Genomic DNA, 22,882 nt, shown 5'->3' with positions numbered 1-22,882 from the left:
GCGACAGCTGCGCGGACTCGCCGACGCACGAGATGACGCAACCGCTCCCCATCGCCGCGCGCGGTACCTGGGGTTTGCTTGTGGACGAGCGTTTCAGCGCCCGGCATCGGCGATGTCCGGCTTGGCGGCGCGCAGCATGGCTCCGGGAATGACCACGAGCCGTTCGTCCGCGGCGACGGTGACGTCGTCGGGTAGACGTTGCGCATACTCCGAGGTGAGGTCCCGGCCGATCACCGCGATGTCGCCGTTGTCGAGTTCCCAGATGTCAGGGCAGCCGTCTCGGCCGCCGGTCTGCCCCAGTTCGGCGGCGGACTTGCCGAGTCGGCGTACGAGACGGGCGGAGGGATCGGCTTCCCATGCTCGGCCCGGCGGCTCGTTCGTCTCGAGTGGCTGCATGGCTACTCAGTGTAGATGCGGCCGTGGATCGAGGGCCGGTACTTGCCGGCCAATTCCGGGTGGGCACTGACCTTTTGCTGCGGTCGGCAGGTAGCCGCAATGCGGTCTCTCCGCTCGGAAGCAGGTGGGCGATTCCGGCGGGCGTCGAGTGCTCGCGCCCCGCGCTCGGCGCTCCGCGTGTCGGCGGCAACGCCTACGAACCCCCCGTCCCGGCGAACGCCCACGTCAGCAGCTGTGTCAAATGCGAGGTGATCACCGCGGGCTCCGCCCGGTCCAGGAGCAAGTGCATCGTGATGGCGCCGGTGACGGTCTCCGTGGTGAGGACCGGGTCGATGTCCGGGTGGGCTTCGCCGCGGGCTTGGGCGGCGGTGAGCAGGGCGTCGAGGGAGTGGCGGATCGGGGTGATGAGGTGCTTGGACAGGCCGGGCAGGGTGTCGGAGGTGCCGATTTCGGCGAGGAGGCCGCGGACGCCGGCGCGGACGTCCGGGCGGGCGGCGTGGGTGACCATGGCGTCGACCCAGGTGCGGACGTCGTGGTCGAGGGGGCCGGGGAAGGTGCTCGGCCAAGTCGTCGCCTCGGCGGCGAACATGGCTTCGGAGACGAGGGCCGCCTTGGTCGGCCACCACCGGTAGACGAGTTGCCGGGTCACGCCCGCGCTGCGGGCGACTTCGGCGAAGGTGACGCCGGGGTAGCCGTCCGCGACGAGGATCGCGCGGGTGGACGTGAGGACCGCGCGGTGGCGTTCGAGGTCGCGGGGCCGGCCGGCGGGGCGCGGGCCGCGCGCGGTGCTGTGTTCCTGGGTCACCACGATCTCCCGAGTGTGCGCGCGGAAGGGCCCGGATCGCCCCCGGGCGACGCTACTTGATGCCGGTCGGCGGCCGGAGATTCGGCGTCTCCGGCCCTTCACCTATTTCCATACACCTTGTATGTTAACGCGGCCGGTGGGACACGGCGTGCAACTCGGCGTGCCACGAACAGGAGACGACGATGAGCGAGACGACGGCCTACGAAGCTCTGGAGAGCGTCCGCGCGCTGCGCGAACTGCACGCGGCGATCGGCACCCGGCTCGACGGGGTCCTCGCCGACGCCCGTACCGAGGACGAGGCGGCGCAGGCCGCGCTCATGCTGCTCCGGGTGCTGGCGATGTCCGTCGAGGTGTCCGCGGACGGCCACCCGCGCGCCCCGCACTTCACCCGGATGGACACCCCGGGCCGCAAGGTCGGCGGCGACAACCCGGACGCGGAGTACGACTCGCTCCGGCTGAACGGCGCACACCGCTACCGGATCCGGGGCAACGCCGGGACTGTCGCCCACCTGAGCATGACGTTCACCGCGGCGGCGGGGGAACGGCGCAGCACCTTCGACTACCGCAACCGGAGTTCGCTCGGGCTGGACGGAAGCGGGGACTTCACGCTGGTGCTCGCGCCGACCGAGCCGAGTGAGGCGGGGACGTGGATCAAGACGCCCGAGGGGCCGTACTCGATCCTCATCCGCCAGTTCATCGGCGACCGCAGCGTGGAGAGCCTGGCCACGTACGCCGTCGAGGTCTTGGACGATGCCGAGCAGCTCGCGCTGGTCCCGCACCGCGACGGCGAGATCGCCGCCGGGATCCGCGGCGCCACCGGCGCGTTCCGGTTCATGACGTCGCTGAACCGTATGGTGCATCCGGAACTTTTCGACACCCCGCACCAGTTCGTCATCACGAACTCCGACGCCCTCGGCGCCGACGTGAGCGGCATGGACAACCTCTACATGCTCGCCACGTACGACCTCGGCGAGGACGAGGCGCTCGTCGTCGATCTCCAGCCACTCGACGCCGTCTACTGGAACATCGCCGTGATGACGCGGTTCCACGAGACCCTGAACCACCGCAGCAGGCCCACCAGCCGCACCAACGCCGAGGTCACGCCCGAGTCCGACGGCTCGATCCGCCTGGTGCTCACGCACGGCCGCCCCGTCCACCCGAACTGGCTCGACACCGCCGGGCACCGCTACGGCGTGCTCATCCTGCGCTGGGTCGGCCCCCGGGACGCGGTCGTCGACCCGCCGTCGGCCCGCGTGGTGGCGGCCGGGGACCTCGACGCGGTCCTCGACGCCGGACGCTGACACACCCTCCAACGCCGGACACCCCCCAAACGCCACGGCGGACGCACGAACGACCGAACGACCGAACGACCGAACGACAGGAGCAGACGATGGCAGACGGCGGGCGGTTCGAGCTGTATCCGCGCCCCGAATGGGTCCGGCACTTCAACGCGATGGGCGATGCGGCGGGCGGGGCGGAGCGGCTGGTCCCGCTGGACGTCGACGCGATGTGCCAGTCCGCCGTCGACTCGACGGGGCTGAGCGACTTCGGCGACCTCGACGGCGACTGGCTGACCCGGCTCAAGGCGCTGACGGCCGCCATCGACGACAGCGCGAACATGCACGCGCTGGGCCGGCTCATGACCCGTGCCGAGATGATCCGATGTCTGCGCACGCGGCTGTGGGTCACCGAGGACCGGCGCAGGCGGCCGGGCGTCGCCGACGAAACCATCGCCGCCCCGGTGCTGGTCACCGGCCCGGCCCGGTCCGGCACCTCGCTCCTGCTCGAACTCCTGGATCTCGACCCGGCGTTGCGCGGTCCGAACGGCTGGGAGATCGCCGACCCCGGTGCGGTCGGCGGCGGTTCCCGCGAGGAGCGGATCGACCGGGCCGCGGGCGAGTACGAGTTGTGGGGCGACGTACAGCCCGAGTTCCTTGCCATCCACGACTTCAAGGCCGTCTACCCGCAAGAGTGCATCCACGTGCAGACGCCGTCGTTCGCCGGCATGTACTGGCGGATGGCCGCGGACATCCCGACCTGGGCCCCGGACCCGATGGCGGCGATGAAGTTCCACCGAGCGGTGCTGCAAGCCCTCCAGCACGGGCAGGACCCGGCCACGTGGGTCCTCAAGACACCCGTCTACCTGGGCACCCTGGACCTGGTCTTCGCTCTCTACCCCGACGCCTGGGTGATCCACAATCACCGCGACCCGGTGAAGACCACCGTCTCGGGCGCGAGCACCCTCGCGACCGTGCGCTGGATCCGCAGCGACGACGTCGACCCGGCCGCGGTCGGCAGCGACGACGGTATGTGCCCGATCATGCTGAACGTGATGCGCCGGCGCGTCGCGGGCGAACTCCCGGACCGCATCATCGACGTGCACTTCGCCGACCTGCTGGCCGATCCGGCGGGCGCCGTCGAGCGCGCGTACGCCACGATGGGCCGCGCGTTCACCGGCGCCCATGCCGACGCCATCCGCCACTACGTCGCCAACCGCCCGCAGGGCGCGCTCGGCACGCACAGCTACACGGCCGAGCAGTTCGGCATCGACAAGGCCGCCTTGCGGGAGCGGATGCGGCCGTACACGGACCACTACGGGATCCGGTTGGAGTGACGCCGCAGCCCCCGCGCGGAGGACGAACGCGCGAGGGCTGGAGGCGTGGGACGCGGGGGCTGGTGCGTGCGGGGCTACCCGATCAGCTCCGTCGGCGGCGCGTCACGACCAGCAGTGCCGTGCCCAGCGCGCACGCTGCCGCACCGGCCGCGGCCGGCCACGCCAGAGGCATGGATGCACCGGTGCCGGCCAGGTGACTGCCGCCGCCCGCCGCGGGAGGCGCGGGAGGTGCCGGAGGTGCGGGCCGTGCGGCCGGCCCCGGGGGCGCGGGAGACGACCCCGGCGACCACGGCGCGGGCGGGGCAGCTGTATGCGTCGACGCCGTCGGGCGCGGGGTATGCGCCGGACCGGTCGGGCGCGGCGAATCGGCCGGATCGGTCGGACGCGGGGAATGGGTCGGCTGCGTCGGCGTCCAAGTCGGCGTCCAGGTCGGCTTCCCGGTCGGCTTCGACGTCGGCTTCCCGGTCGGCGTCCAGGTGGGTTTCGGCGAAGGCGTCCCCGTCGGCCGCCACGTCGGCTTCCACGTCGGCTTCCACGTCGGCTTGGCCGTGTGCGTAGGTGTCGATGTAGGGGTCGGTGTCGACGTCGGAGTGGTCTGCTCCGGCCGGTTGTACACCGTGCAGCTGACGGCCTGGCCGGCGTCCAAGCCGACCGAGAAGCCGGTCGTGCCGGTGTTGGCCACGTCGACCGGGCGGCCCGTGCCGAGGTCGGTGCACACCGCGTTGCGCCCGTCCACGGTGACGAGTTCGTGGTCGGTGTGCTGGGTCTCGGCGATGGTGAAGACGCCGTGGTCCACGGTGGTGAAGGACGGTTGGAACGCCACCGAGCCGGTGCCGTCGTCCGTCGTGGTCGCGGTGGCCGGCATGCCGCCGATGCCCGCGGTCGCGGTGGACGCGTCGAAGGTCCAGCCCGCCCCGGCGTTCACGGCGCCGGTGAGGCCGTCGTCGGACGCGCCCGCCGGGAGGATCTGCTTGACGACCGAGATGCTGCCCTTGCACTGCACCATCGCCAGGTCGCGCAACTGCTGTCCCGCGGCGGCGAAGTCGGCCGTCTGGTAGTAGTCGGCGCGGCCCGGGTTCGTGCCGTCGTAGGCGGTCGGGCCGGACAGGGCACGCAAGTTCAGGGCCGACACGCCTTCGACGCCTTTGCCGACGCCGAGCGCCACGACGCGGGAGCCGGTGGCCTTGACGGCGTTGGCGGAGAAGATGCCGTTCTCGACGTCCCGGAAGTGGGTTCGGGAGCCGTCGCCTTGGGCGTCGTCGGCGAAGCGGGTGGGGTTGCCGTCGGTCAGGACGACGACGGCCTCGTAGTGCTCGGGCGACTGGGCGACGGCCCACAGGCCTTGGTCCCAGTTGGTGCCCTTGCCGAGCGTCCAGTCCGCGTACTGCCGTTTGAAGGCGGTGGCCCCGGTTTTCGTCGACACCGGCCGAAGCTCGGGGTGGTTGGCGGACACGCTGGTGGCCGGGGACGCCTGGTCGAACGAGAACACGGCCATCCGCGAGGGGGTGCCGGTCAGCGCGTCGGCGAAGGTGTTCGCGGCGTCCTTGAGCTGGGGGAGCGCGGAGCCGACCGAGGCCGAGAGGTCGAGGACGAGGGCGACGTCGACGCCGCAGTGCGCGGGGAGGCGCGGGTTGTTCCGCGAGTTCTGCCAGACGCCGCCGGAGGCCTTGTAGTTCGTGCCGTACGTCGAACTCAGCATGAAGCCCGGCACCGTCGAGGCGTACGTCGTGCCGCCCGTCATCCCCGGCGTCTCGAAGAAGTAGCCCGGGTGCTCGGAGTCGGAACCGCTGCCGGGGCCGACCCGCAGTTCCGGGTTCGTGTACCAGCCGTCGGGCACCCCGTTTGGGACCTGCGCCACGAGGAACGTGCGGCCCGCGTTGGCCTGCCCGCTGCCGGTTTGCGGGATGGTGAAGGAGCAGTCCCCGTCGGCGTCCGACGTGCACTCGCCCCAGGCGATGTCGACCGGCGGGCCGTTGTCGGGCTGGGTGAACAGGGCGAGCCGCACGCCGGGCAGCCCGCGCACGGTCTGCGCCCCGGTGCGGTCGCCGCCGGTCCGGACGGTGATCACGGACGAGTCGGCCGACGGCGTCGGCACCGACTTCGGCGCCTCGGGCATCGGCCGCGGCGCTGCCCGCCCCGCCGAGGCCGTCTGCGGAGTGATCAGCGCCGCGGTGGTGAGACCCGCCGCGGCGAGGGCGCACCAGCGGGAGCGGCGGGAGGACGGCGGCATGGGTCTCGGCATGCCCTCCATGATTCGTGAGGAAATATGACAAATAAGAGACTCTCGCGGCGACGCGCCGGAACGCCACCCGGCTGCCGGACGGCGGGCGCGACAGCCGCGCCGCCTGCCCGGGACTGCCTGCCCGGGACTGCCTGCCCGGGACTGCCTGCCCGGGACTGCCTGCGCGCGGGGCCGCCCCGACGGTTGTCCTGCCCGCGTGAAGTCCTCCTCTGTCTGCCCTGGATCGCCTGCACGGCGTCCCGTCCCGACGGCCCGGCCTGTCAGGGTGGAGCCCCCGCCCCGCCTGCCCGCGCGGGTTCTCCGCTCGGTGGGTTGCCCGCGCGGCCTCCCGCTCCGACGGCCCGTCCGCAGCCATGCCGTATGCTCGACGATACCCGGGGGGGTATTTTTCGAACATCGTGGCCGGGCACCGCGCCCGCGGCTGAGGAGTGAGCATGCGCCGATTCGTTGTCTTCATGGGTGGCCGGAAGGGCCGGGTCGTCCGCTCGGGGATGGGGCTGGCCATGATCGCCGCCGGTGCGAGCGCCGGCGGCGGCTGGTGGGCGCTGGCCGCGTTCGGTGTCCTTCCGCTCGCGACCGGCGTCCTGGACCTCTGCCCGATCGCCCCGCTGATGCGGCTGCCGGTGGCGGGCAAGGCGTTCCGCGCGTGCACGGTGACGGAGGGACGCGCGCGTCGGTAACCCCGGCGGAGCCCTGCGTCGGGGGCTGGACGACTATCCCGCGTGGTCGAGCCACCGGACCGTGAACAGTTCCTGGGGCAGCCCGTCCCGCCAGCCGCCGGTCGCGGCGAGGTCTGCGGTCAGGCGGCCGATCTCGTCGGCGGCCATGACCCCACGTTCGCCTTCGGTCGCGACCACGAGCCCGTCGTCCACCACGTCGATGTACGGGTGCAGGCTGTGGTTGGCGGACACCGGCCCGCCCGGACGCCTTCCGCGCGACCGCGGCGGTCACCGGTGGGAAACTGGAGTCACTGATCGTGGTGCGCGAACGCACCGGACTTCGGCCGGGCGATGGGCATGGTTCGACCTGGGCATGGCTGCTTCTTCCGCGGTTTCCGGCGATGGCCGGTGATCGCCGGGCTGCTGGCGGTGCTGGGCCTGTTGGCGGCAGGCTCCACCGGCTACGTCGCCGCCGCACCCGGCGTGAGCGCCCCGGCATCCGATCCGGGCGCGCCCACGGCGGCCGAGATGCAGGCGGCGCTTCTGACGGCTGCGGATTTGGGCCCGCCGTTCACGCCCGCGACGTCCACCGGCGGCACCGCCGCGACGACGGTGACCGGTTGCGAACCCCTGGCGGGCATGCTGAATGCTCCCTCCGGCCCCGAGGGGACCCAGGTCGAGGCGGCGTTCACCGCAGGCGACCAGGGGCCCTACCTCGCGGAGACCTTGGCCACCACCGCGGACCAGGCCGCGTTGGCCAATGGATACGAGCAACTGCGGGCCGCGGTGGCCCAGTGCCGCTCGCTGACGTTCCGCAGCGAGGGAACCGCCGCGCTGACCTTCGACGGCACCCCGATGAACTTCGGCGGACCCGGGTCGGCCGCACTGCGGCTGGACGGCACCTATCAGGGTGTCCAAATCAACGGCTACGTGGCCGTCGAGAAGCTCGGCCCGGTGATCCTCGGCTACGTCTATTTCCAGGTCGGAAGCGGTTCCTCGCAGCTTGCCGTCGCCTATTACACGCAGGCGGCGGCGAAGGCCCGTCCCTTGGCGACCGGATGAGGGCTCACGCCTCCTCGAGCACCGACTTCAGGAAGCGCCGGGTCCGTTCGTGCCGCGGGTCGCCGAAGAGCTGCTCGGGTGAACCGGATTCGACGATTTTGCCGTCGCAGAACATCAGGACGCGGTTGGAGACGTCGCGGGCGAAGCGCATGGCGTGCGTGACGCAGAGCATGGTGACGTCGGTGGTGCGGGCCACCTCGCGGAGGACGTCGAGGACTTCGGCTGCGATCTCCGGGTCGAGCGCCGAGGTGACCTCGTCCAGCAGCAGGATGTCCGGCTGTACGGCCAACGCGCGGGCGATGGCCACACGTTGCTGCTGGCCGCCGGAGAGCTGCGCCGGGTAGGCGTCGAGTTTGTCGCGCAGGCCCACGAGTTCGAGGAGGGACGCGGCGCGTTCCTCGGCCTCGGCCTTGGGGACGCCGTGGGCCCGGACCGGGGCCTCGGTGACGTTGCGCAGCACCTTCATGTTCGGAAAGAGGTTGAACTGCTGGAACACCATGGTAATCCGGCTGCGCAGGGCCCGGACGTGCTTGTCCGACGCGGGAACGAGCCGGTCGCCGCGCTGTTCGTGGAACAGGGGCTCGCCGTCGATCCGGACGATGCCGTTGTCCGGGCGCGTCAGGGTCATCAGCATGCGCAGGATGGTGGTCTTGCCCGAGCCGCTGGGGCCGATGAGCGTGACGCGTTCGCCCGGTGCCACGTCGAAGCACAGGTTGTCGAGCACGGTCTGGTCGCCGAAGCGCTTTTCGACGTTCTCGAACGCGACGATGGCGGTCGACGGCTGCTTGCTCTCGTCTGCCGCTTCGGCGGCTGCGGTCTCCGTCATCGGGAGTCCTCCTGTTCCGGGGCGTGCGGGTCGTCTGTCCGTTCCGGGTGCGGGGGCTCGTGCTCCCGGACGCGGCTCATGTCTGCCTCACCAGGCCGAAGCGGCGTTCGACGAGCTTCGCCAGGCCGGACATCACGAGCGTGACGACGAGGTAGAAGAGGCCCGCCATCGTGAACGGCTCCAGCGTGCGGAAGGTCTCCGCGTTCAGCTCGCGGGCGGTGGAGAACACCTCCAGCACGGTGATGGCGATGAGCTGCGGGGTGTCCTTGAACATCGCGATCAGGTAGTTCGCGAGGGCCGGGATCACCCGCGGCACGGCCTGCGGCAGGATCACCGAGGTCCACACGCGCCGCCGCGGCAGGTTCAGCGCGGTTGCCGCCTCCCACTGGCCGGCGGGCACGTTGTCGATGCCGGAGCGGAACACCTCGGAGGTGTACGTCGCGTAGTGGATGCCCAGCGTCACCGCACCGACCGTGAGCGGCTCCCAGTCGAGGCCGATCGTCGGCAGGACCGAGAACATGAAGAACAGCTGGACGAGGAGCGGCGTCGAGCGGACGAACTCCGAGACCAGCGCGATCGGCACCGCCACCAGGCGGTGGCGCGAGCGCCGCAGGAGCGCGAGGCCGAGGCCGAGGGCGAGCGCGATCAGGTAGCCGTATGCGGTCGCCTCAAGCGCGACCTTCATGCCGTCCCACAGGTCGGGGACGATGTCCCAGGCGTAGTCCCAGTCCCAGCTCATGCCGTCGCCTCCGCCCGTCGCAGCATCCGTCGCAGCATCCCCGGCTCGGGGACGCGGCCCAGCGAGCGCACGGCGCGTCGCTCCAGCAGGCGCATGAGTGCGGTGAGCACCAGCGCGATCACCGCGTAGCCGAAGAGCAGGCCGGTGAAGACCAGCGTGGTCTCACCGGAAGACATGCGGATGAGCTGGCCGTTGAAGGTCAGGTCGGGGATCGACACGATCGACACCGCGGCGGACGCCTTCAGCAGTTCGATGAGGTTGTTGCCGAGGGGCGGCAGCATCGCGACGTAGGCCTGCGGGACCTCGACGTAGCGGATGCGCTGCCACCGCGACAGGTTGAGGGCGATCCCGGCCTCGGTCTGCCCGGGCGGCACCGCCTGGATCGCGCCGCGGACGACTTCCGCGGCATAGGCGCCCATGTTGAGGCCGAGTGCGAGCATGCCCGCCCACAGCGGCGCGAGCTGCCAGCCGAGCGCGGGCAGGGCGAACACGAACCAGAACGCCAGGACCAGCACCGGCAGGCCGCGGAAGACCTCGATGTAGCAGCCGGCCAGGAAGCGGACCGGGCGATTGCCGTGCGTACGGGCGATGCCCGCGACCAGGGCGAGCACCAGCATGATCCCGGTGCCGCCGAGGGTCAGGTAGATGGTGTTGAGGGCGCCTTCGAGCAGGAGCCTGAGCTGTCCGGAGGTCATATGCGTGCCTCCCCGCTTCGTCGGGTCATCCCTGGCACACCTTCTCCGCGGTCAGGTCCGGAGCCGGCACGTCGTCCTTGGTGAAGCCGAACGGCTGCTGGATGCGCAGCAGTTCGCCGCTGTCGCGGAGCACGTGCAGTTCGCGGTTGAACGCTTCGACGAACCCGGTCTGGTCCGGCCGCACCGCGAACGCTCCTGCCGCGGCCAGGAATTCCTGGCCGTCGACGATCGGCCGGTAGGGCGGGGTGACCTCCAGGTTCAGGCCGGACCGCTGCTTCAGCCCCCAGCGCAGCGAGATCGAGGTCAGCGCCACGGCGTCCACGCGTCCGCCCGCCACGCCGTCGAAGGCGCTCGGCTGGTCGGCGAACCGCACGATCTTCCCGTCGGGGACGCCGCTCTTCTCGGCGATGTCCGCTTCCACCGCGCCCAGCAGGACGCCGACGGTGGCCCCCGACGCCGCGGCGTCGGCCATCGTCTTCAGGCCTTTGGGGTTGCCGCGGGGCACCAGGAACGCCTCGGACGCGTTGAACTCCGGGTCGGTGAACGCCACGGCCTCGCAGCGCTTGGGCGTGACCGACATCCCGGCGCCGATGATGTCGAACAGGCCGGAGCGCAGGCCCGCGATCAGCGCGCCGAAGTCGGCGGGCACCGGGTCGACCTTCGGAACGCCCAGGCGCTCGAAGATCACCTTCGCCAACTCGGCCGCCTCGCCGGTGAGATCGGCGTTCTTGTCAAGGAAGCTGTAGGGGGCTTCGTTGGCGAAGCCGACGCGTACCGATCCGCGGTCGCGCAAACGTTTGAGCAGCGTGCCGCCGCCGGGTTCGTCGGTGAGGTCGACGCGGGCGCATCCGCTGGTCGCGACCGCGGTGCCGGCGGCGGCGACCGCCAGCCCGGCTCCTGCTGTGCCGCGCAGGAAGCGGCGCCGGGATATTCCGGCGGTGAACGGGTGGAACGGAGGTCTGGCGTTGCGGACAGCCAAGCCGCGCATCTCCTTGCTTGTGGCGAGCGGGCACTGCCGTCGGACGAGCAGGCATTCCGGCCGGGAGCGGCGGGTGCCGCGGCCGGAACGAGGTGCGACGTTAGGGGCTGTCAGGCGGGGTGCCAAAGGCCGCGAATAAACCTCATTCCGGCGAGTCGTGGCCGGTTCGTTGCCAATCGCGGCCGCTCGGCCACCCGATATTTCCTTTTTTGGACGTTAGGTAACTTTTGTTCCCCGGCTAAGTGTTCGACCTCGTGGTTCGGTCCCGTTATCGGGACGTGATCAAAAGAAGTGGTCCGGCGTCCTGATGGCGCGTGGGCCCCCTGTGCCGGGCGCCGGAAGCGGCGCACCGCCGCCCCGGTGTCACAGGACCGGCGCCGGGACCGGTGCGAACGACGCCACCGCGAACTCCACCCGGCGGTTCTGCCGGCGATCGTCGTCGGAGACGGGATTGGTCACCACCAGGTGCGCCGCGCCGGCGGCGACCCGGAAGATGTTGACGGACTGCAGGTCGTCCTGCGTCTGCGGGACCGGTGCCCCGGCCGCCTCCAGGAGTCCCTGGATCTTCTCGAAGAGCCAGGTGACCGCGTTGTCGCCGCGCTGGACGCTGATGTCCAGCTCGTCCGCGCGCGCTTCGTCGGCCGAGGCCGCGTTGTCCACCCGGTCCGAGTGGGCGATGATCGTGACCGCGCAGAACTTGCCTTGCTCCTCGATGATTTCCGCGCCGACGGCGGCGGCGACCACCTGCTCGTGGATCTTCTGCTGCTCGTCTTCCGAGCTGTTGTCGAACGCCGCACCGACATCGGTGTCGTGGTCGCCGAACCCGTCGATGATCAGGCTGTGAAGGTCTGGGGGCAGCGTGACAGGCATGACTGTCACTCCTCAAAATGCTTGGCGTGTCGAGGGGCAAGTCCGCACCCCCCGCCCGGGATTGCCCGCACGGACCGGTCATCGTCCCTCACTGCCACGGTAAAACCGGCGCAGGGTCGTCGCACGTCGGAAGTCGGGGTAGGGCGACAAATATGACCACAACAATGAATGTCACCCGATACACCGTGAAGTCCGGCGACACGCTCTTCGCGATCGCCGGCAGGTTCGGCACCACCGTCGAGGAACTCGTGAAATGGAACAAAATTCCAGATCCGGACCTCATCAACATCGGCCAGGTGCTCATCGTCGACGAATCCGACGCCCCGCACGAGACGATCTACACGGTGAAGTCCGGCGACACGCTGTCGGCCATCGCCCTGCGGTTCGGCACCACGGTCCCGCAGCTCGTCACCTGGAACAAGATTCCCAACAAGGACCTCATCAACATCGGCCAGAAGCTGATCGTCGCCAAGTCCATGCCGGCCAAGGTCTGACCTCGCCGAGGTCCGACCGTGCCGGGACACCGAGTTCAGGTCCGCGCACGCCGCGCGGACCTGGCCGTGTCGGCGGCCTTGGTGTGCTTGCGCCAGTCCGGGTAGGCCTTGCCGAACTCCTGGTGGACCTTGCCCTGGCGGCTGGTGACGACGTAGCCGCCCTTGGTCATGTGGAACGGCGCGGTGACGTTGCCCAGCCAGTCGTGCTGGACGTGCTTGCCCGCGAGGGAAAGGCTGTCACGCGACCCGGCCGCACCCCAAGCGCCCATTCGAAGGACACCACGCAACAACAGGAGCCCCGGTGCACGACTTCGACCCCGGCTACGGCCGCGAGCCCTACGCTTCGCTGGTCCGCCGCCACCCCGGCGACGAGACCTACCCCAGCGGCGACTTCCGCACCGAGTGGGGGCCGGTCTTCCACCGCGGGCGGCTCGACGGCACCGCGAAGGTGCTGGTGATCGGCCAGGATCCCGCGGCCCACGAGGCCATCGCCCGGCGGATCCTCGTCGGCACCGCCGGACGGCGCATCCAGGGGTTCCTGGCCAAGCTCGGGGTGACCGCCGGCTACACGATGGTCAACACGTACCTCTACAGCGTGTACGGCCAGCACGGCGGCAACGCGCACGCCCACGACCAGGCCATTGCCGACTACCGCAACGCCTGGCTCGACGCCGTCATGGCCGACAACGACATCCACGTGGTCGTCGCGCTGGGGTCCCTCGCCGACACGGCCTACCAGGCCTGGAAGTCGACTTCGCCGCACGGTACTTCCTACACCGGTGCGTACCGGCACATCATCCACCCGACCTACCCGGACAGCGCCGCCGCCTCCGGCACCGACCGCGCCCAGGCGATGGCCAAGATGCTCGCGGACTGGAACGCCGCCCTCGACGCCCTCGCCGGTGCCGTCCCGAACCCGGACACCCCCACCCCGCTCGTCCGCTACGGCAGCGACCTGACCCCGGCCGACCTCGCCGTCATCCCCGAAGCCGACCTGCCGCCCGGCCTGCCCGCCTGGATGCGCTCCGACGAACCGTGGGCTTCCCGGCAGGGCGCCACACCGGCCGAGAAGCGCGCGACGATCCTCGTGCGGATCCCGGAGGACGAACGGCCCGCGTGACCGGCGGCCTCGAACTAGGCCGGGCCGGAAGACGGCGGAGCCGGAGGTGCGGTCGGTGGGGCCGGCGGAGGCGCGGTCGGGGGTCGTGGCGGCCCTGCGGGCCCGGCCGTGCCGGGCGGGGACGCGTCGGGTGGCGGGAGCAGCGGCACGCCGGACCTCAGCCGCAGGCGGCCGGGGAGGTCCACGGCGCACCGGCGGCTGGCGACGACCGCCTCTTCCATCGCCAGCGTCCCGGTGGTCGTGCACGTCCCGCATTGCAGCGACATCAAGCGGGCGTCGCGGACGACCGCGACCATGCCGCGGATGTCGAAGGCGACGGTGAGGCAGAGTTCCACGGTGCCGACCCGGGCGCCGTCGACGGTCAGGTCGACGCTGGGGCGGTGCGTGGAGGTGACCTTGTGGGTCGCCAGCGCGACGACTTCCTCGGCGCCCGGGTCCTGGCGAGTGCGCCGGGCGGCCTCGGCCAGCGAGCGGTGCTTGCGCCATCCGGCCACCGCGAGGTCGAGCAGGTCCAGGCTCAGGAAGCCGTCGACCACCGAGGCGACTTCCTGCTCGACGACGTGGCCCGCGGAATCCGTCAGCGTGCCGGCGCCGTGGGTGAGCATGGCGGCGACTTCGTGCTCGCGTGCCGCGTCGGCCAAGGCCTGCGCGGCCGACGCGCCGTCGTCGCCGAACAGCAGGTCGCGCACGGACGCGGGCTGCGGGGGAGCGGTGGTCATCGGTCCTTCTCCTCGATGGTGTGGTCGCCGGGGTCCGGACGGGGTTCCAGCCGTACCGTCCGGCTCCGGCCGGGCGGGTCGTCGACGTCCTGGACGCCGTCCGGCGCGAAGCCCGGGCGCATGACGGCGTGGACGTGGGTGCGGGCCCACCGCGGTCCGCGCCGGAGGCGGAAGAAGCCCAGGTACGCGACCAGCGCGGCGGCCAGGAGTCCGGCGGCGCCCAGCCCCCCGATCAGCAAGCCGGTGCCCCCGCCGCCGGTGCCGACCACGCCCGGTGCCGAGGCGGCGGTCGAGCTCTCCGCGGTCACCTCGAAGGCGGCGGCAGCGTAGGCCTTTTGGCCGCACTGCACGCGTAGCGAGTGACTGCCTTTTGCGGCGCTCCGGGGTACGGTCAGCCGGGTGTGGAAGCCGCCGTTCGCGGCAACGGCCACCCGGAAGGGATCGATTCCGGCACCGTCCCACAGGAAGTCGACCCGGTTTTCGGGGGCGCACGCCACGAAGGCCGAGCCGGTGACCGTCACCGAGGTTCCGGGACGTCCGCTCCGGGGCTCCAGAACGAGCACCGCGCGCCCGCCGGCACCCGGGGCGGTTGGCACGCCGCTGCGTGAGGGAGCCTGCGAACGCGGCGGGCGCGTGGGCGGCCGGGTCGCGCGCGGGGTGGTGTAGGCCGGGTTCGTCGGCGCGGTCGTCGGGGCGGGGGTGTAGCAGCAGGACGTCGCCCCCGGCGCCGGGGGATACGTCGGCGCGATGACATCGTCGGCGAAGGCCGCGGGCAGCAGCCCTCCCCACGCGAGGAGCGTCAGTGCCACCAGGACGCCGGTGCGCGAGACCGGTCCCGGATGCCGCCTGGGTTTCTCGTCCATGGCGTCAGCCCTGCGTCGGGGCGGGCGGGTTGTGGGGCGTCTTGCCGGGGTTGGCGGTCGGGCCGCCCACCGAGTTGAGGACGACCTGGGCCTGGTTGTCCACGAAGCGGGTGAACAACTGCTGGGCATAGCCGAAGATGACCGCCCACGCGATGATCTGCGCCGACGAGTCCAGGGCGCTCAGACCCGGGATGAACTCGCCGCGCATGAGCAGCAGTCCGAGGACGGCGGTGAGCGCGCCGGTCGGGAGCTTCAGCAGGGCCAGCGCGACGGGCACGTTGTAGGGGGTCGACGTGCCGCGGATGCGCCGCAGCGACGCGGCCGCGGCCACCGCGGCCGCTACCAGGCCGACGAGTTCCACCACCGGGTAGTCCCACTGCGACGCGACGGCGGCGTACATCTCGTCGAGGCTCTTGGTGTTCTCCGGGCCCTGCGGGGCGGCGGGGGCGCTGGCCGTGGCACAGATGATGCCGGTGGCGGGGTTGAAGCACAGCGGCACCGTGCCGGGCGAGGACGCGCCCGCGACCGCGATCAGACCCGCGATGACGGCGAGTACCGCGGCGACGCCGAACACGATCTGCGCGAAGCTGCGGACCCGCAGCTTCTCCTTCAGGTGCACTTGGTGCGCCACGGTCGAGGCGTCGAGGAGGACTTCGCGCTGCCCCTCGTCCAGCGGCGTCCCGGAGCGGACGGACAGGAGGATCTCGTCCACGTGTGTCCGGCGTTCGTCGCCCAGCGGCAGGTGCTCCTTGACGAACGCCGCGATGCCGGGGAGCTGCACCTCGACCTCGTCCAGCTCGGACAGCCGGAGCAGCAGGACGTTCGCCACGTCCATCTGGGTCTGCGCGACCGCGATGTGCGCGGCGGGGCGACGGTGCTGGTGCCGGAGCGCGCTCTTCGCCTCCTCGAGGGACGCGAAGGCCTGATCGGCCATGACCTGGTGGGCTTGCGAGAGCCGGCGTCCCGTCGTCTTGGCGGCGAGGAGCGCTTCGAGTTCGATGATGCGGGAGCGGATCGCTTCGCGAAGCTCCCACTGGCCGCGCTCGCGGCGGCGCTGTTCGCGGGCGCTCGGCGGGTCGGCGGGGGGCTGAGGGTCCGGCCGGTACTCCGTGTGCTTGTCCGGTGTCCCCGGAGTTCCCGGAGTTCCCGGAGTTCCCGGCTCGTTCGGCTGCTCGGGTTGTCCGGGTTGTGGAGGCTGGTCAGGCGGTGTCGCGTTCGGCGGCATAAGCCGACTATGCGGTTGTTCGCAACGAAGGTCCACTACTGCTGCGCCGGTCCGGGGCCGATCGTGGGCCGAACGGCCTAAACGAACTTGTGCGCGGCCTGCTTCGGGAGTTCCGGCACCGCCGTCCACGTGGTCGGCCTTCGGGTGCGGGGCGCGGCGCACGGGGTATTCGATCAGGGAAGGCAACAAGTGCCGCCTGCCCGCTCGGTCCCGGGAGGGGTGCCGGTCATGACATTGAAGGACTACGGGGTGCTCGCCGCCCGCGCGGTGGCGCGCGTGCGCGAGGGCGCCGTGGGGACGCCGCACTACCAGATCCATCTCGCCGACGACGCGGGCACGGCCTACCGGGCCGCGGTCAACGTGCTGTCCCAAGAGAGTCCGTCCGAACTCCTGTTCGTGGTGGACGAGGACTTCCGGCACCCGCTGACCGCGTCGCTCCCGGCGGCGGGCAGCGGGTGGACGGCGCTGGACTCGCAGGCAGGCGGGGCCGCGCTCGACTACATCCGCGCGAACCTGTTCGACCCGGCGGCCGCGCGGCCGCTGCCCCCGGATGTGCCGGGGGAGGACAACGACTTGGCCGACCTGCTGGACCACTACGTCCAGCGCGCGATCGGCGACGCCGGCGCCGCGGTGTACGTGTTCGGCCAGCGCTTCGGACCGGAACCGCAGAAGCCCGACAAGGTGTTCGGCTTCCTGCCCGGCAACGGCGTCCACGACGTCCACATGAACCAGGGCAACAGCGCGGACTTCCGCGACGACGACGGCGTGTGGCAGGACGGCGGCCTGCTCATCCGCCTGCCCGACGCCCGCTGGGTGGCCGTCTTCCTGGCCTTCCAGTCGCAGGCATGGCACACCGACGACACCACCGGCCACTCCCTCGACGCGCCTCCGGTGCCCGGGGCGGGCCTGGAGCCGATGCGGATCGTCGCGGCGCTCGCCAACCCGGTCGGCCCGGCACCGGAGGCGGAGTCCGTCACGCTGGTCAACGCCTCACCGGATCCGGTCGACCTCGGCGGCTGGCTGCTGGCGGACCGCAACAAGACCACGCTGCCGCTGCCGGCGACGACCCTCACACCCGGCGCGACGCTCGCCGTGCCCGGGACTCCGTCGTTCCAACTGGGCAACCGGGGCGGCGCGATCACCCTCCTCGACCCGTCCGGACTCAAGGTGCACGGCGTCACGTACACGGAGGACCAGGCGCGGCGGGAGGGGTGGACGATCGTGTTCTGAGGCGGTCGGGCCGCGCGTTCCCGGGGAGTTCCCGGGGAGTCTTCTCGGGAACCTCGCGGGATCATCTCGGGGGATCTGCTCGGGGGCCTTCTCGGGGAGAGGGGCGGTTGAGCCATGGCCGACTTCACCTCGGTCGAGTACGGCGTCGAGTGGAACAGCGTCGCCCCGGTCCCGGGCACCGAATGCGGTTTCGCGGCGCTGCCCGCCACCAAGCGCGTGGCGGTCGCGTTCGCGGACCGGATGGCGAAGTCCGGGCACGCGGAGGCGTTCCGCTGGGGGAACGCCAACGCCTGGGCCAGCGACTTCGAGCACCCCGCGGTGAACCCCTCGGGGAACTCGCTCGTCGCCGTCGACGGCGTGCACCTCGTGTACTTCGCGGGGCACGGTGCGCAGGAGGAGGCCGCGTCGTTCGCGTCCGATCACTTCGGCTGCCGGGCGTATTACGCCAACATGCGGCTGGGTGTGAACAAGCTGCGCTGGCTGGTGCTGGACCTCTGCGGTGCGGTGACCTCCCCGGTTCCCGAGAGCGTGGTCCGGGTCTGGTCCACGCCGACCAGCGGCGATCCCGCGCACCCGAACCAGGGGCCGTGCATGGTGTGCGCGTTCGTCGACCACGGCTTCCCGGGCATCAACACCGAGCGCGGCGCGGACTTCGCCGTCGCCGTATCGCGGGGGACGCCGGTGGGCACGGCCTGGCTGGACTCGGCGTTCGCGCGCTCGGGATCCGACGTCAACCGGCCCGTCGCAATCGCCTGCGGCGGGACCCTGGACGAAGCCCGGTTCCGGCGCGACCGCGGGACGTTGGCGGAACGCGATGCCGGGCCGGTGTCCTCCCGTTTCCTCGCGTCGAAGTGGCGCAGGTAGCGGCGACAGGGGGAGATCTGGCGACGGTGGGGGGAGAAGATCGGAGGTCGACCGCGATGCTGGACTTGGTGGCGCTTCAGCAGCTGTGGCTGTCGTTCGGGGCCGAGGCGAACATCTACGACGTGGACACGTCGGTCGAACCGCTCGACGACATCGTGGAGTTGGTCCGGCAGGCCGGGATGTCGGAAGCGGATCCCGCGGCGTTCGCCGAGGACGGACCGCTGTTCGAGATGGAGCAGGAGCCGTTTCTCTGCACCGTCTTCCAACCCTCCCGCGCCGTGCGCTTCGTCGACACCGCCCGCTGGTTGGTGGACGACGGTACGGCGAACATGGACACGGGCGACGACGACGCGATCAACGCCGCCGTGCAGCAGGCGGGCTTCCTCGGGCTGTTCGGCGAGGACCAGTTCGCTCCGTTCCGGGTGACCCGGTTGTGCGTGTCCGCCGCCGAAAGCGGTCAGCCGCCCGAGGACGAGCGGGTCGTCGACCTCGGCGTGGTCCTCACGCGGCAGCTCGACGGGCTGAGCTTCGTCGGACAAGGCGGCAACGTGGTGATGTACCTCGGACCGGACCTGGTCCCCACCGGCTTCGAGCGCACCGCCCGGCGCATCTCCGGCGTCCGCGAGCCGGTGAGCGGCTGGCGAGGCCTGGACGACGTGCTGGGCGAGCTGGACACCTTTTGGGGACCGTTCTTCGGCGGCACCTACACCGTCGAGGACGTCCGGCTCGGCTACCTGGAGCTGGGCCGCCTGGAGGAGCAGGACGTCATCCAGCCCGTGTATGCCATCGACCTGAACCTGTCGGGCGGCGGGGGCGGCGCAGACGACCCGACACCCGACTCGGCGCGCCTGGTCCAGCACGTCACCCCGGCGGCGGTGAACGGCATCGGACCACTGATGCCGAGCCCGGAGCCGGCGGAGGCGTTGACGCGGGAGGAGTAGGGCGGGGTGGGTCTGACAGCGGTCTCGGTGGGGGTCTGTGCGGGGCGCGTAGCGGGGCTCGGGGCCGGGCGAGTCGGGGTCGGGCGGGCCGGGGCCGGGGCTCAGCCTTCAGCCTTCGGGCTTGTGGGCGATGCGACACGGCTGTGACGCGAGGGTCGACTGGTGCACGATGGATGAAATTATTCATTCAAACTCTTGATGCATGTTCAGATCCATGCCAGATTCGGCGGGTCAGACCCGATCCCGGCGTGACCGCCGCTCTGCCTGGGGAGTTCAATGCCGACCGAACCGGAAGCCCCCGGGGGCCGTCTCGCGCTGGAACACCGGACCATCGAGGTGATCCCGGACGACGAGCGGCACGGCACGCCGCGCAGCCAGTTCACCCTGTGGTTCGGCGCCAACATGCAGATCACCGCCATCGTCGACGGCGCCCTCGCGGTGGTCTTCGGCGCGGACGCGCTGTGGGCGATCATCGCGCTGCTCATCGGCAACGTGCTCGGCGGCGTCGTCATGGCGCTGCACTCGGCCCAGGGGCCGCGGCTCGGCGTCCCGCAGATGATCTCCAGCCGAGCCCAGTTCGGCGTGTACGGGGCGGCCCTGCCGCTGCTCATGGTGATCCTGATGTACCTCGGGTTCGCCGCGACCGGCACGGTCCTGGCCGGGCAGACGGTGTGCGAAATGCTGCACATCGACAACACGAAGGTCGGCATCCTCATCTTCGGCGCCCTGACCGCGGTGGTGGCGGTGCTCGGCTACCGGCTCATCCACCTCGCGGGGCGCGTTGCGACCGTCGTCGGCATCCTCGGCCTCGGCTACCTGCTGATCCGCCTGTTCACGCAGTACGACGTGAGCGCACACGTCGGCGAGAAGGGCTTCGACGCCGCGACCTTCCTGCTCGCGGTCGGCCTCGGCGCCGGCTGGCAGCTCACCTTCGGCCCGTACGTCGCCGACTACTCCCGCTACCTGCCGCGCGAGACGAGCGACCGCGCGACCTTCTGGTCCACGTTCTCCGGCTCGGTGATCGGATCGCAGATCGCCATGACCCTCGGCGCCCTCACCGCGGCCGTCGCAGGAGATGCGTTCCTCCCCGACCAGGTCGGCTTCCTGGGCGACCTGGCCGGCCCGGCGTTCCTCGCGTTCCTCATCTACCTGGTCATCGTGGTCGGCAAGCTGACCGTCAACTGCCTGAACGCCTACGGCGGCTTCATGTCCGTACTCACGATCGTGACCGCCGTCAACGGCCGTTCGCGGATCACCCAAGCCGCCCGCGTCGCCTACATCCTCGGCTTCACCGCGGTCTCCGTCGTCATCGCCATGGCCGCGAGCGCGGACTTCCTCAGCAACTTCAAGAACTTCGTCCTGCTGCTCCTGACGGTCTTCACCCCGTGGAGCGCCATCAACCTCGTCGACTACTACGTCATCTCCCGCGAACGCGTCGACATCCCCGCCCTGTACGACCCCGACGGCCGCTACGGCAAGTGGAACGTCACCGCCCTGACCTGCTACGTCCTCGGCGTCGCCGTCCAGATCCCGTTCCTGGCCACCAAGCTCTACACCGGCGCCATCACCAAGAAACTGGACGGCGCGGACATCTCCTGGATCGTCGGCCTGCTGTTCACCGCGGCGCTCTACTACTTGTGGGCCCGCCGCACGGCGAACCCGCCGGCGGAGACGATCCGGCCGGGCGGCACGGCGGCCCCGGAGGTGCGTGTGGAGGCGATGAGCGGCTGACGCCGTTCGGGGCGCTGTTGGTGGTGGCTTCGGTCATGAGGGGCGTGCGCTGACGTCGGCGGCGGGCGGATGTGAGGAACTCGTCACCGCACTATTAGTTGCGTCAGTGTCGCAACTGTGATTGCGTGCGGCCGGACGGCCCGCGTCCGGCCGGCGAGCAGACCGGCGTCTTCCGTCCGAGGGGGAGCCTTGGCAGAGCAACCGCGCACCGTCGGCGGTGCCAGCCGCCCGCATCCGCGCATCACCGGCGCGGCGACGCTGTGGGACCTCGTGGAGAGGCGGGCCGCGGCGTCGCCGGACGTGCCGATGCTGCTCGATCCGGACGACCGGGTGTTCACGTTCCGGCAGATCCGCGACTGGGCGGAGCGGGTGGCGGCCGGCTACCACGCGCTCGGGATCGGCGCCGGGACGCGCGTGACGTGGCAGCTGCCGACGCGTATCGAATCGGTCGTCGTGTCGCTGGCGTTGGCGCGGCTCGGGGCCGTGCAGAACCCGGTCATCCCGTTCTACCGGGAGAAGGAAGTCGGCTTCTGCCTGCGGCAGACGCGCGCGGAGGTGTTCCTGACGCCGGGGACGTGGCGCGGCTTCGACTTCGGCGCGATGGGTGCGGCCCTGGCCGCCGAGATGGCCGAACCGCCGCGTGTCATGGCCGCGTACGACACCCTCCCCGACGGCGCCCCCGCAGCGCTTCCGCCCGCGCCGGTCGACGGTGGCGACGTGCGGTGGCTGTACTACACGTCGGGGACCACGTCGGACCCGAAGGGTGTCCGGCACACCGACGGCACGCTGCTGGCCGGAGGCGAAGCGCTCGCAGCCGCGTTGGCCATGACGCCTTCGGACGTCGGCTCGATGGCCTTCCCCTACGCCCACATCGCCGGGCCGAACTACCTCAACACCGTGCTCATGACCGGATTCCCGGCCGTGGTCGTGGAGTTCTTCGACCCGGCCACCGCCATCCCGGTCTACCGTCGGCTCGGCGTCACCATGGTCGGCGGGTCCACTGCCTTCTACCTGGCTTTCCTCGCCGAACAGCGCAAGCAGCCGGGCGAACGCATCATCCCGTCGCTGCGGATCGTCTCCGGCGGGGGCGCGCCCAAGCCGCCCGAGCTGTTCCGCGAAGTACGCGAGGAACTGGGCGCGGTGCTGTGCCATGGCTACGGCATGACCGAAGTGCCGCAGATTTGCCAGGGCGCGCCGACCGACACCGAAGACCAGCTCACGCACAGCGAAGGCGCCCCGGCACCCGGGCTGGACGTGCGGATCGTCCGCGCCGACGGCAGCCTCGCCGCGCCCGGCGAGGAAGGCGAAGTGCGGCTGCGCGGACCGATCGTCTTCCGCGGCTACACCGACCCGGCACTCAACGCCGAGGCGTTCGACGCCGACGGGTTCTACCGCACCGGAGACCTGGGCATGCTGCGGCCCGACGGGCATCTGGCGCTGACCGGGCGGCTCAAGGACATCATCATCCGGAAGGGCGAGAACATCTCGGCCCGCGAGATCGAGGACCTGCTGTTCACGCACCCCGCGGTCGCGGACGTGGCGGTGATCGGCCTTCCTGATCCGGAACGCGGGGAGCGGGTGTGCGCAGTCGTCGAACGGGCCGCAGGCGAAGCCGATCTCGAACTCGACGGCATGGTCGCCCATTTGCGCGCCGCCGGGCTGATGCTCCAGAAGATCCCCGAGCAGCTGGAGGTCGTGGACGCCCTGCCCCGCAACGACACGCTGCGGAAGGTGCTGAAGTACCGGCTGCGGGAGACGTATGCGGGGGCGGCGTGGGGGCCGGGCGTCTGACGTCGTGACGGGCCGGC

The 22,882-nt window shown here is 71.2% G+C and carries 24 protein-coding genes; 11 read left to right on the top strand and 13 right to left on the bottom strand.

Annotated elements, in window-relative coordinates; translation table 11 throughout:
• Positions 1 to 93 precede the first annotated feature (93 nt).
• On the bottom strand, positions 94 to 396 hold the full coding sequence (locus tag ABEA93_RS08885; RefSeq protein ID WP_345674805.1) for a hypothetical protein: 303 nt from the start codon (positions 394 to 396) through the stop codon (positions 94 to 96).
• Between the two features lie 193 nt (positions 397 to 589).
• A complete protein-coding gene (locus tag ABEA93_RS08880; protein WP_345674804.1) occupies positions 590 to 1,201 on the bottom strand; it encodes a TetR/AcrR family transcriptional regulator in 612 nt (203 codons plus the stop codon).
• Between the two features lie 182 nt (positions 1,202 to 1,383).
• Here ABEA93_RS08880 and ABEA93_RS08875 point away from each other — a divergent pair, with 182 nt between their 5' ends.
• Positions 1,384 to 2,502: a DUF1214 domain-containing protein gene (locus tag ABEA93_RS08875; protein ID WP_345674803.1), complete on the top strand. Its 1,119-nt coding sequence runs from the start codon at positions 1,384 to 1,386 to the stop codon at positions 2,500 to 2,502.
• 89 nt (positions 2,503 to 2,591) lie between these two features.
• Positions 2,592 to 3,815, top strand: a complete 1,224-nt coding sequence (locus tag ABEA93_RS08870) for a sulfotransferase family protein (RefSeq protein ID WP_345674802.1) — start codon at positions 2,592 to 2,594, stop codon at positions 3,813 to 3,815.
• A gap of 82 nt (positions 3,816 to 3,897) precedes the next feature.
• On the opposite strand, the gene ABEA93_RS08865 is transcribed toward ABEA93_RS08870, so the two are convergent.
• On the bottom strand, positions 3,898 to 6,057 hold the full coding sequence (locus ABEA93_RS08865; protein WP_345674801.1) for a hypothetical protein: 2,160 nt from the start codon (positions 6,055 to 6,057) through the stop codon (positions 3,898 to 3,900).
• Positions 6,058 to 6,491: 434 nt separating this feature from the next.
• On the opposite strand from ABEA93_RS08865, the gene ABEA93_RS08860 reads away from it, so the two are divergent.
• Entirely contained in the window at positions 6,492 to 6,737 is a 246-nt protein-coding gene (locus ABEA93_RS08860) for a YgaP-like transmembrane domain (protein ID WP_345674800.1), read from the top strand.
• Positions 6,738 to 6,770: 33 nt separating this feature from the next.
• On the opposite strand, the gene ABEA93_RS08855 is transcribed toward ABEA93_RS08860, so the two are convergent.
• Complete coding sequence (locus ABEA93_RS08855) at positions 6,771 to 6,968, bottom strand: hypothetical protein (RefSeq protein WP_345674799.1); 198 nt, start codon at positions 6,966 to 6,968, stop codon at positions 6,771 to 6,773.
• Between the two features lie 105 nt (positions 6,969 to 7,073).
• On the opposite strand from ABEA93_RS08855, the gene ABEA93_RS08850 reads away from it, so the two are divergent.
• Positions 7,074 to 7,778, top strand: a complete 705-nt coding sequence (locus tag ABEA93_RS08850) for a hypothetical protein (RefSeq protein ID WP_345674798.1) — start codon at positions 7,074 to 7,076, stop codon at positions 7,776 to 7,778.
• 4 nt (positions 7,779 to 7,782) lie between these two features.
• Here ABEA93_RS08850 and ehuA read toward each other — a convergent pair whose 3' ends face one another.
• The 5 genes from ehuA to ABEA93_RS08825 all read right to left on the bottom strand — a co-directional run bounded on the left by ehuA (position 7,783) and on the right by ABEA93_RS08825 (position 11,887).
• On the bottom strand, positions 7,783 to 8,604 hold the full coding sequence (ehuA, locus tag ABEA93_RS08845) for an ectoine/hydroxyectoine ABC transporter ATP-binding protein EhuA (RefSeq protein ID WP_345674797.1): 822 nt from the start codon (positions 8,602 to 8,604) through the stop codon (positions 7,783 to 7,785).
• Between the two features lie 76 nt (positions 8,605 to 8,680).
• A complete protein-coding gene (gene ehuD / locus ABEA93_RS08840) occupies positions 8,681 to 9,343 on the bottom strand; it encodes an ectoine/hydroxyectoine ABC transporter permease subunit EhuD (protein WP_345674796.1) in 663 nt (220 codons plus the stop codon).
• Entirely contained in the window at positions 9,340 to 10,038 is a 699-nt protein-coding gene (gene ehuC / locus ABEA93_RS08835) for an ectoine/hydroxyectoine ABC transporter permease subunit EhuC (protein WP_345674795.1), read from the bottom strand. Before ehuC ends, ehuD begins: the two co-directional genes overlap by 4 nt.
• Positions 10,039 to 10,063: 25 nt before the next feature.
• Positions 10,064 to 11,017, bottom strand: coding sequence for an ectoine/hydroxyectoine ABC transporter substrate-binding protein EhuB (gene ehuB, locus ABEA93_RS08830; RefSeq protein ID WP_345674794.1), 954 nt, complete (start codon positions 11,015 to 11,017; stop codon positions 10,064 to 10,066).
• A gap of 363 nt (positions 11,018 to 11,380) precedes the next feature.
• A complete protein-coding gene (locus ABEA93_RS08825) occupies positions 11,381 to 11,887 on the bottom strand; it encodes an OmpA family protein (RefSeq protein WP_345674793.1) in 507 nt (168 codons plus the stop codon).
• A gap of 164 nt (positions 11,888 to 12,051) precedes the next feature.
• Between ABEA93_RS08825 and ABEA93_RS08820 the strand changes: the two genes are divergently transcribed.
• Positions 12,052 to 12,381 carry a LysM peptidoglycan-binding domain-containing protein gene (locus ABEA93_RS08820; protein WP_345674792.1) on the top strand — a complete coding sequence of 110 codons (330 nt, stop codon included), beginning with the start codon at positions 12,052 to 12,054 and terminating at the stop codon, positions 12,379 to 12,381.
• A 35-nt stretch (positions 12,382 to 12,416) separates the two neighbouring features.
• Here the strand turns inward: ABEA93_RS08820 and ABEA93_RS08815 are convergent, their stop codons facing one another.
• Positions 12,417 to 12,650 carry a hypothetical protein gene (locus ABEA93_RS08815; RefSeq protein ID WP_345674791.1) on the bottom strand — a complete coding sequence of 78 codons (234 nt, stop codon included), beginning with the start codon at positions 12,648 to 12,650 and terminating at the stop codon, positions 12,417 to 12,419.
• 32 nt (positions 12,651 to 12,682) lie between these two features.
• Between ABEA93_RS08815 and ABEA93_RS08810 the strand changes: the two genes are divergently transcribed.
• Positions 12,683 to 13,501, top strand: a complete 819-nt coding sequence (locus ABEA93_RS08810; RefSeq protein WP_345674790.1) for a uracil-DNA glycosylase family protein — start codon at positions 12,683 to 12,685, stop codon at positions 13,499 to 13,501.
• A 14-nt stretch (positions 13,502 to 13,515) separates the two neighbouring features.
• On the opposite strand, the gene ABEA93_RS08805 is transcribed toward ABEA93_RS08810, so the two are convergent.
• Genes ABEA93_RS08805 through ABEA93_RS08795 form a run of 3 tightly spaced genes read right to left on the bottom strand, consistent with a single transcriptional unit; the run spans position 13,516 to position 16,308 of the window.
• On the bottom strand, positions 13,516 to 14,220 hold the full coding sequence (locus ABEA93_RS08805; protein WP_345674789.1) for a hypothetical protein: 705 nt from the start codon (positions 14,218 to 14,220) through the stop codon (positions 13,516 to 13,518).
• A complete protein-coding gene (locus ABEA93_RS08800) occupies positions 14,217 to 15,083 on the bottom strand; it encodes a hypothetical protein (protein ID WP_345674788.1) in 867 nt (288 codons plus the stop codon). Before ABEA93_RS08800 ends, ABEA93_RS08805 begins: the two co-directional genes overlap by 4 nt.
• A 4-nt stretch (positions 15,084 to 15,087) precedes the next feature.
• On the bottom strand, positions 15,088 to 16,308 hold the full coding sequence (locus ABEA93_RS08795) for a hypothetical protein (RefSeq protein WP_345674787.1): 1,221 nt from the start codon (positions 16,306 to 16,308) through the stop codon (positions 15,088 to 15,090).
• Positions 16,309 to 16,536: 228 nt separating this feature from the next.
• On the opposite strand from ABEA93_RS08795, the gene ABEA93_RS08790 reads away from it, so the two are divergent.
• The 5 genes from ABEA93_RS08790 (at position 16,537) to ABEA93_RS08770 (ending at position 22,865) form a co-directional block, all read left to right on the top strand.
• Positions 16,537 to 17,538, top strand: coding sequence for a DUF2278 family protein (locus ABEA93_RS08790; RefSeq protein WP_345674786.1), 1,002 nt, complete (start codon positions 16,537 to 16,539; stop codon positions 17,536 to 17,538).
• A gap of 114 nt (positions 17,539 to 17,652) precedes the next feature.
• Positions 17,653 to 18,402 carry a DUF6345 domain-containing protein gene (locus tag ABEA93_RS08785; protein WP_345674785.1) on the top strand — a complete coding sequence of 250 codons (750 nt, stop codon included), beginning with the start codon at positions 17,653 to 17,655 and terminating at the stop codon, positions 18,400 to 18,402.
• Between the two features lie 56 nt (positions 18,403 to 18,458).
• Positions 18,459 to 19,343, top strand: coding sequence for a hypothetical protein (locus tag ABEA93_RS08780; protein ID WP_345674784.1), 885 nt, complete (start codon positions 18,459 to 18,461; stop codon positions 19,341 to 19,343).
• A gap of 276 nt (positions 19,344 to 19,619) precedes the next feature.
• Positions 19,620 to 21,074 carry a purine-cytosine permease family protein gene (locus ABEA93_RS08775; protein WP_345674783.1) on the top strand — a complete coding sequence of 485 codons (1,455 nt, stop codon included), beginning with the start codon at positions 19,620 to 19,622 and terminating at the stop codon, positions 21,072 to 21,074.
• 240 nt (positions 21,075 to 21,314) lie between these two features.
• Complete coding sequence (locus tag ABEA93_RS08770) at positions 21,315 to 22,865, top strand: AMP-binding protein (RefSeq protein ID WP_425584883.1); 1,551 nt, start codon at positions 21,315 to 21,317, stop codon at positions 22,863 to 22,865.
• The last annotated feature ends 17 nt before the right edge of the window (positions 22,866 to 22,882 follow it).

It is taken from the genome of Yinghuangia aomiensis (genome assembly GCF_039542225.1).
Taxonomy (GTDB): Bacteria; Actinomycetota; Actinomycetes; order Streptomycetales; family Streptomycetaceae; genus Yinghuangia; species Yinghuangia aomiensis.
This window is presented reverse-complemented; position numbering and strand designations above follow the sequence as displayed.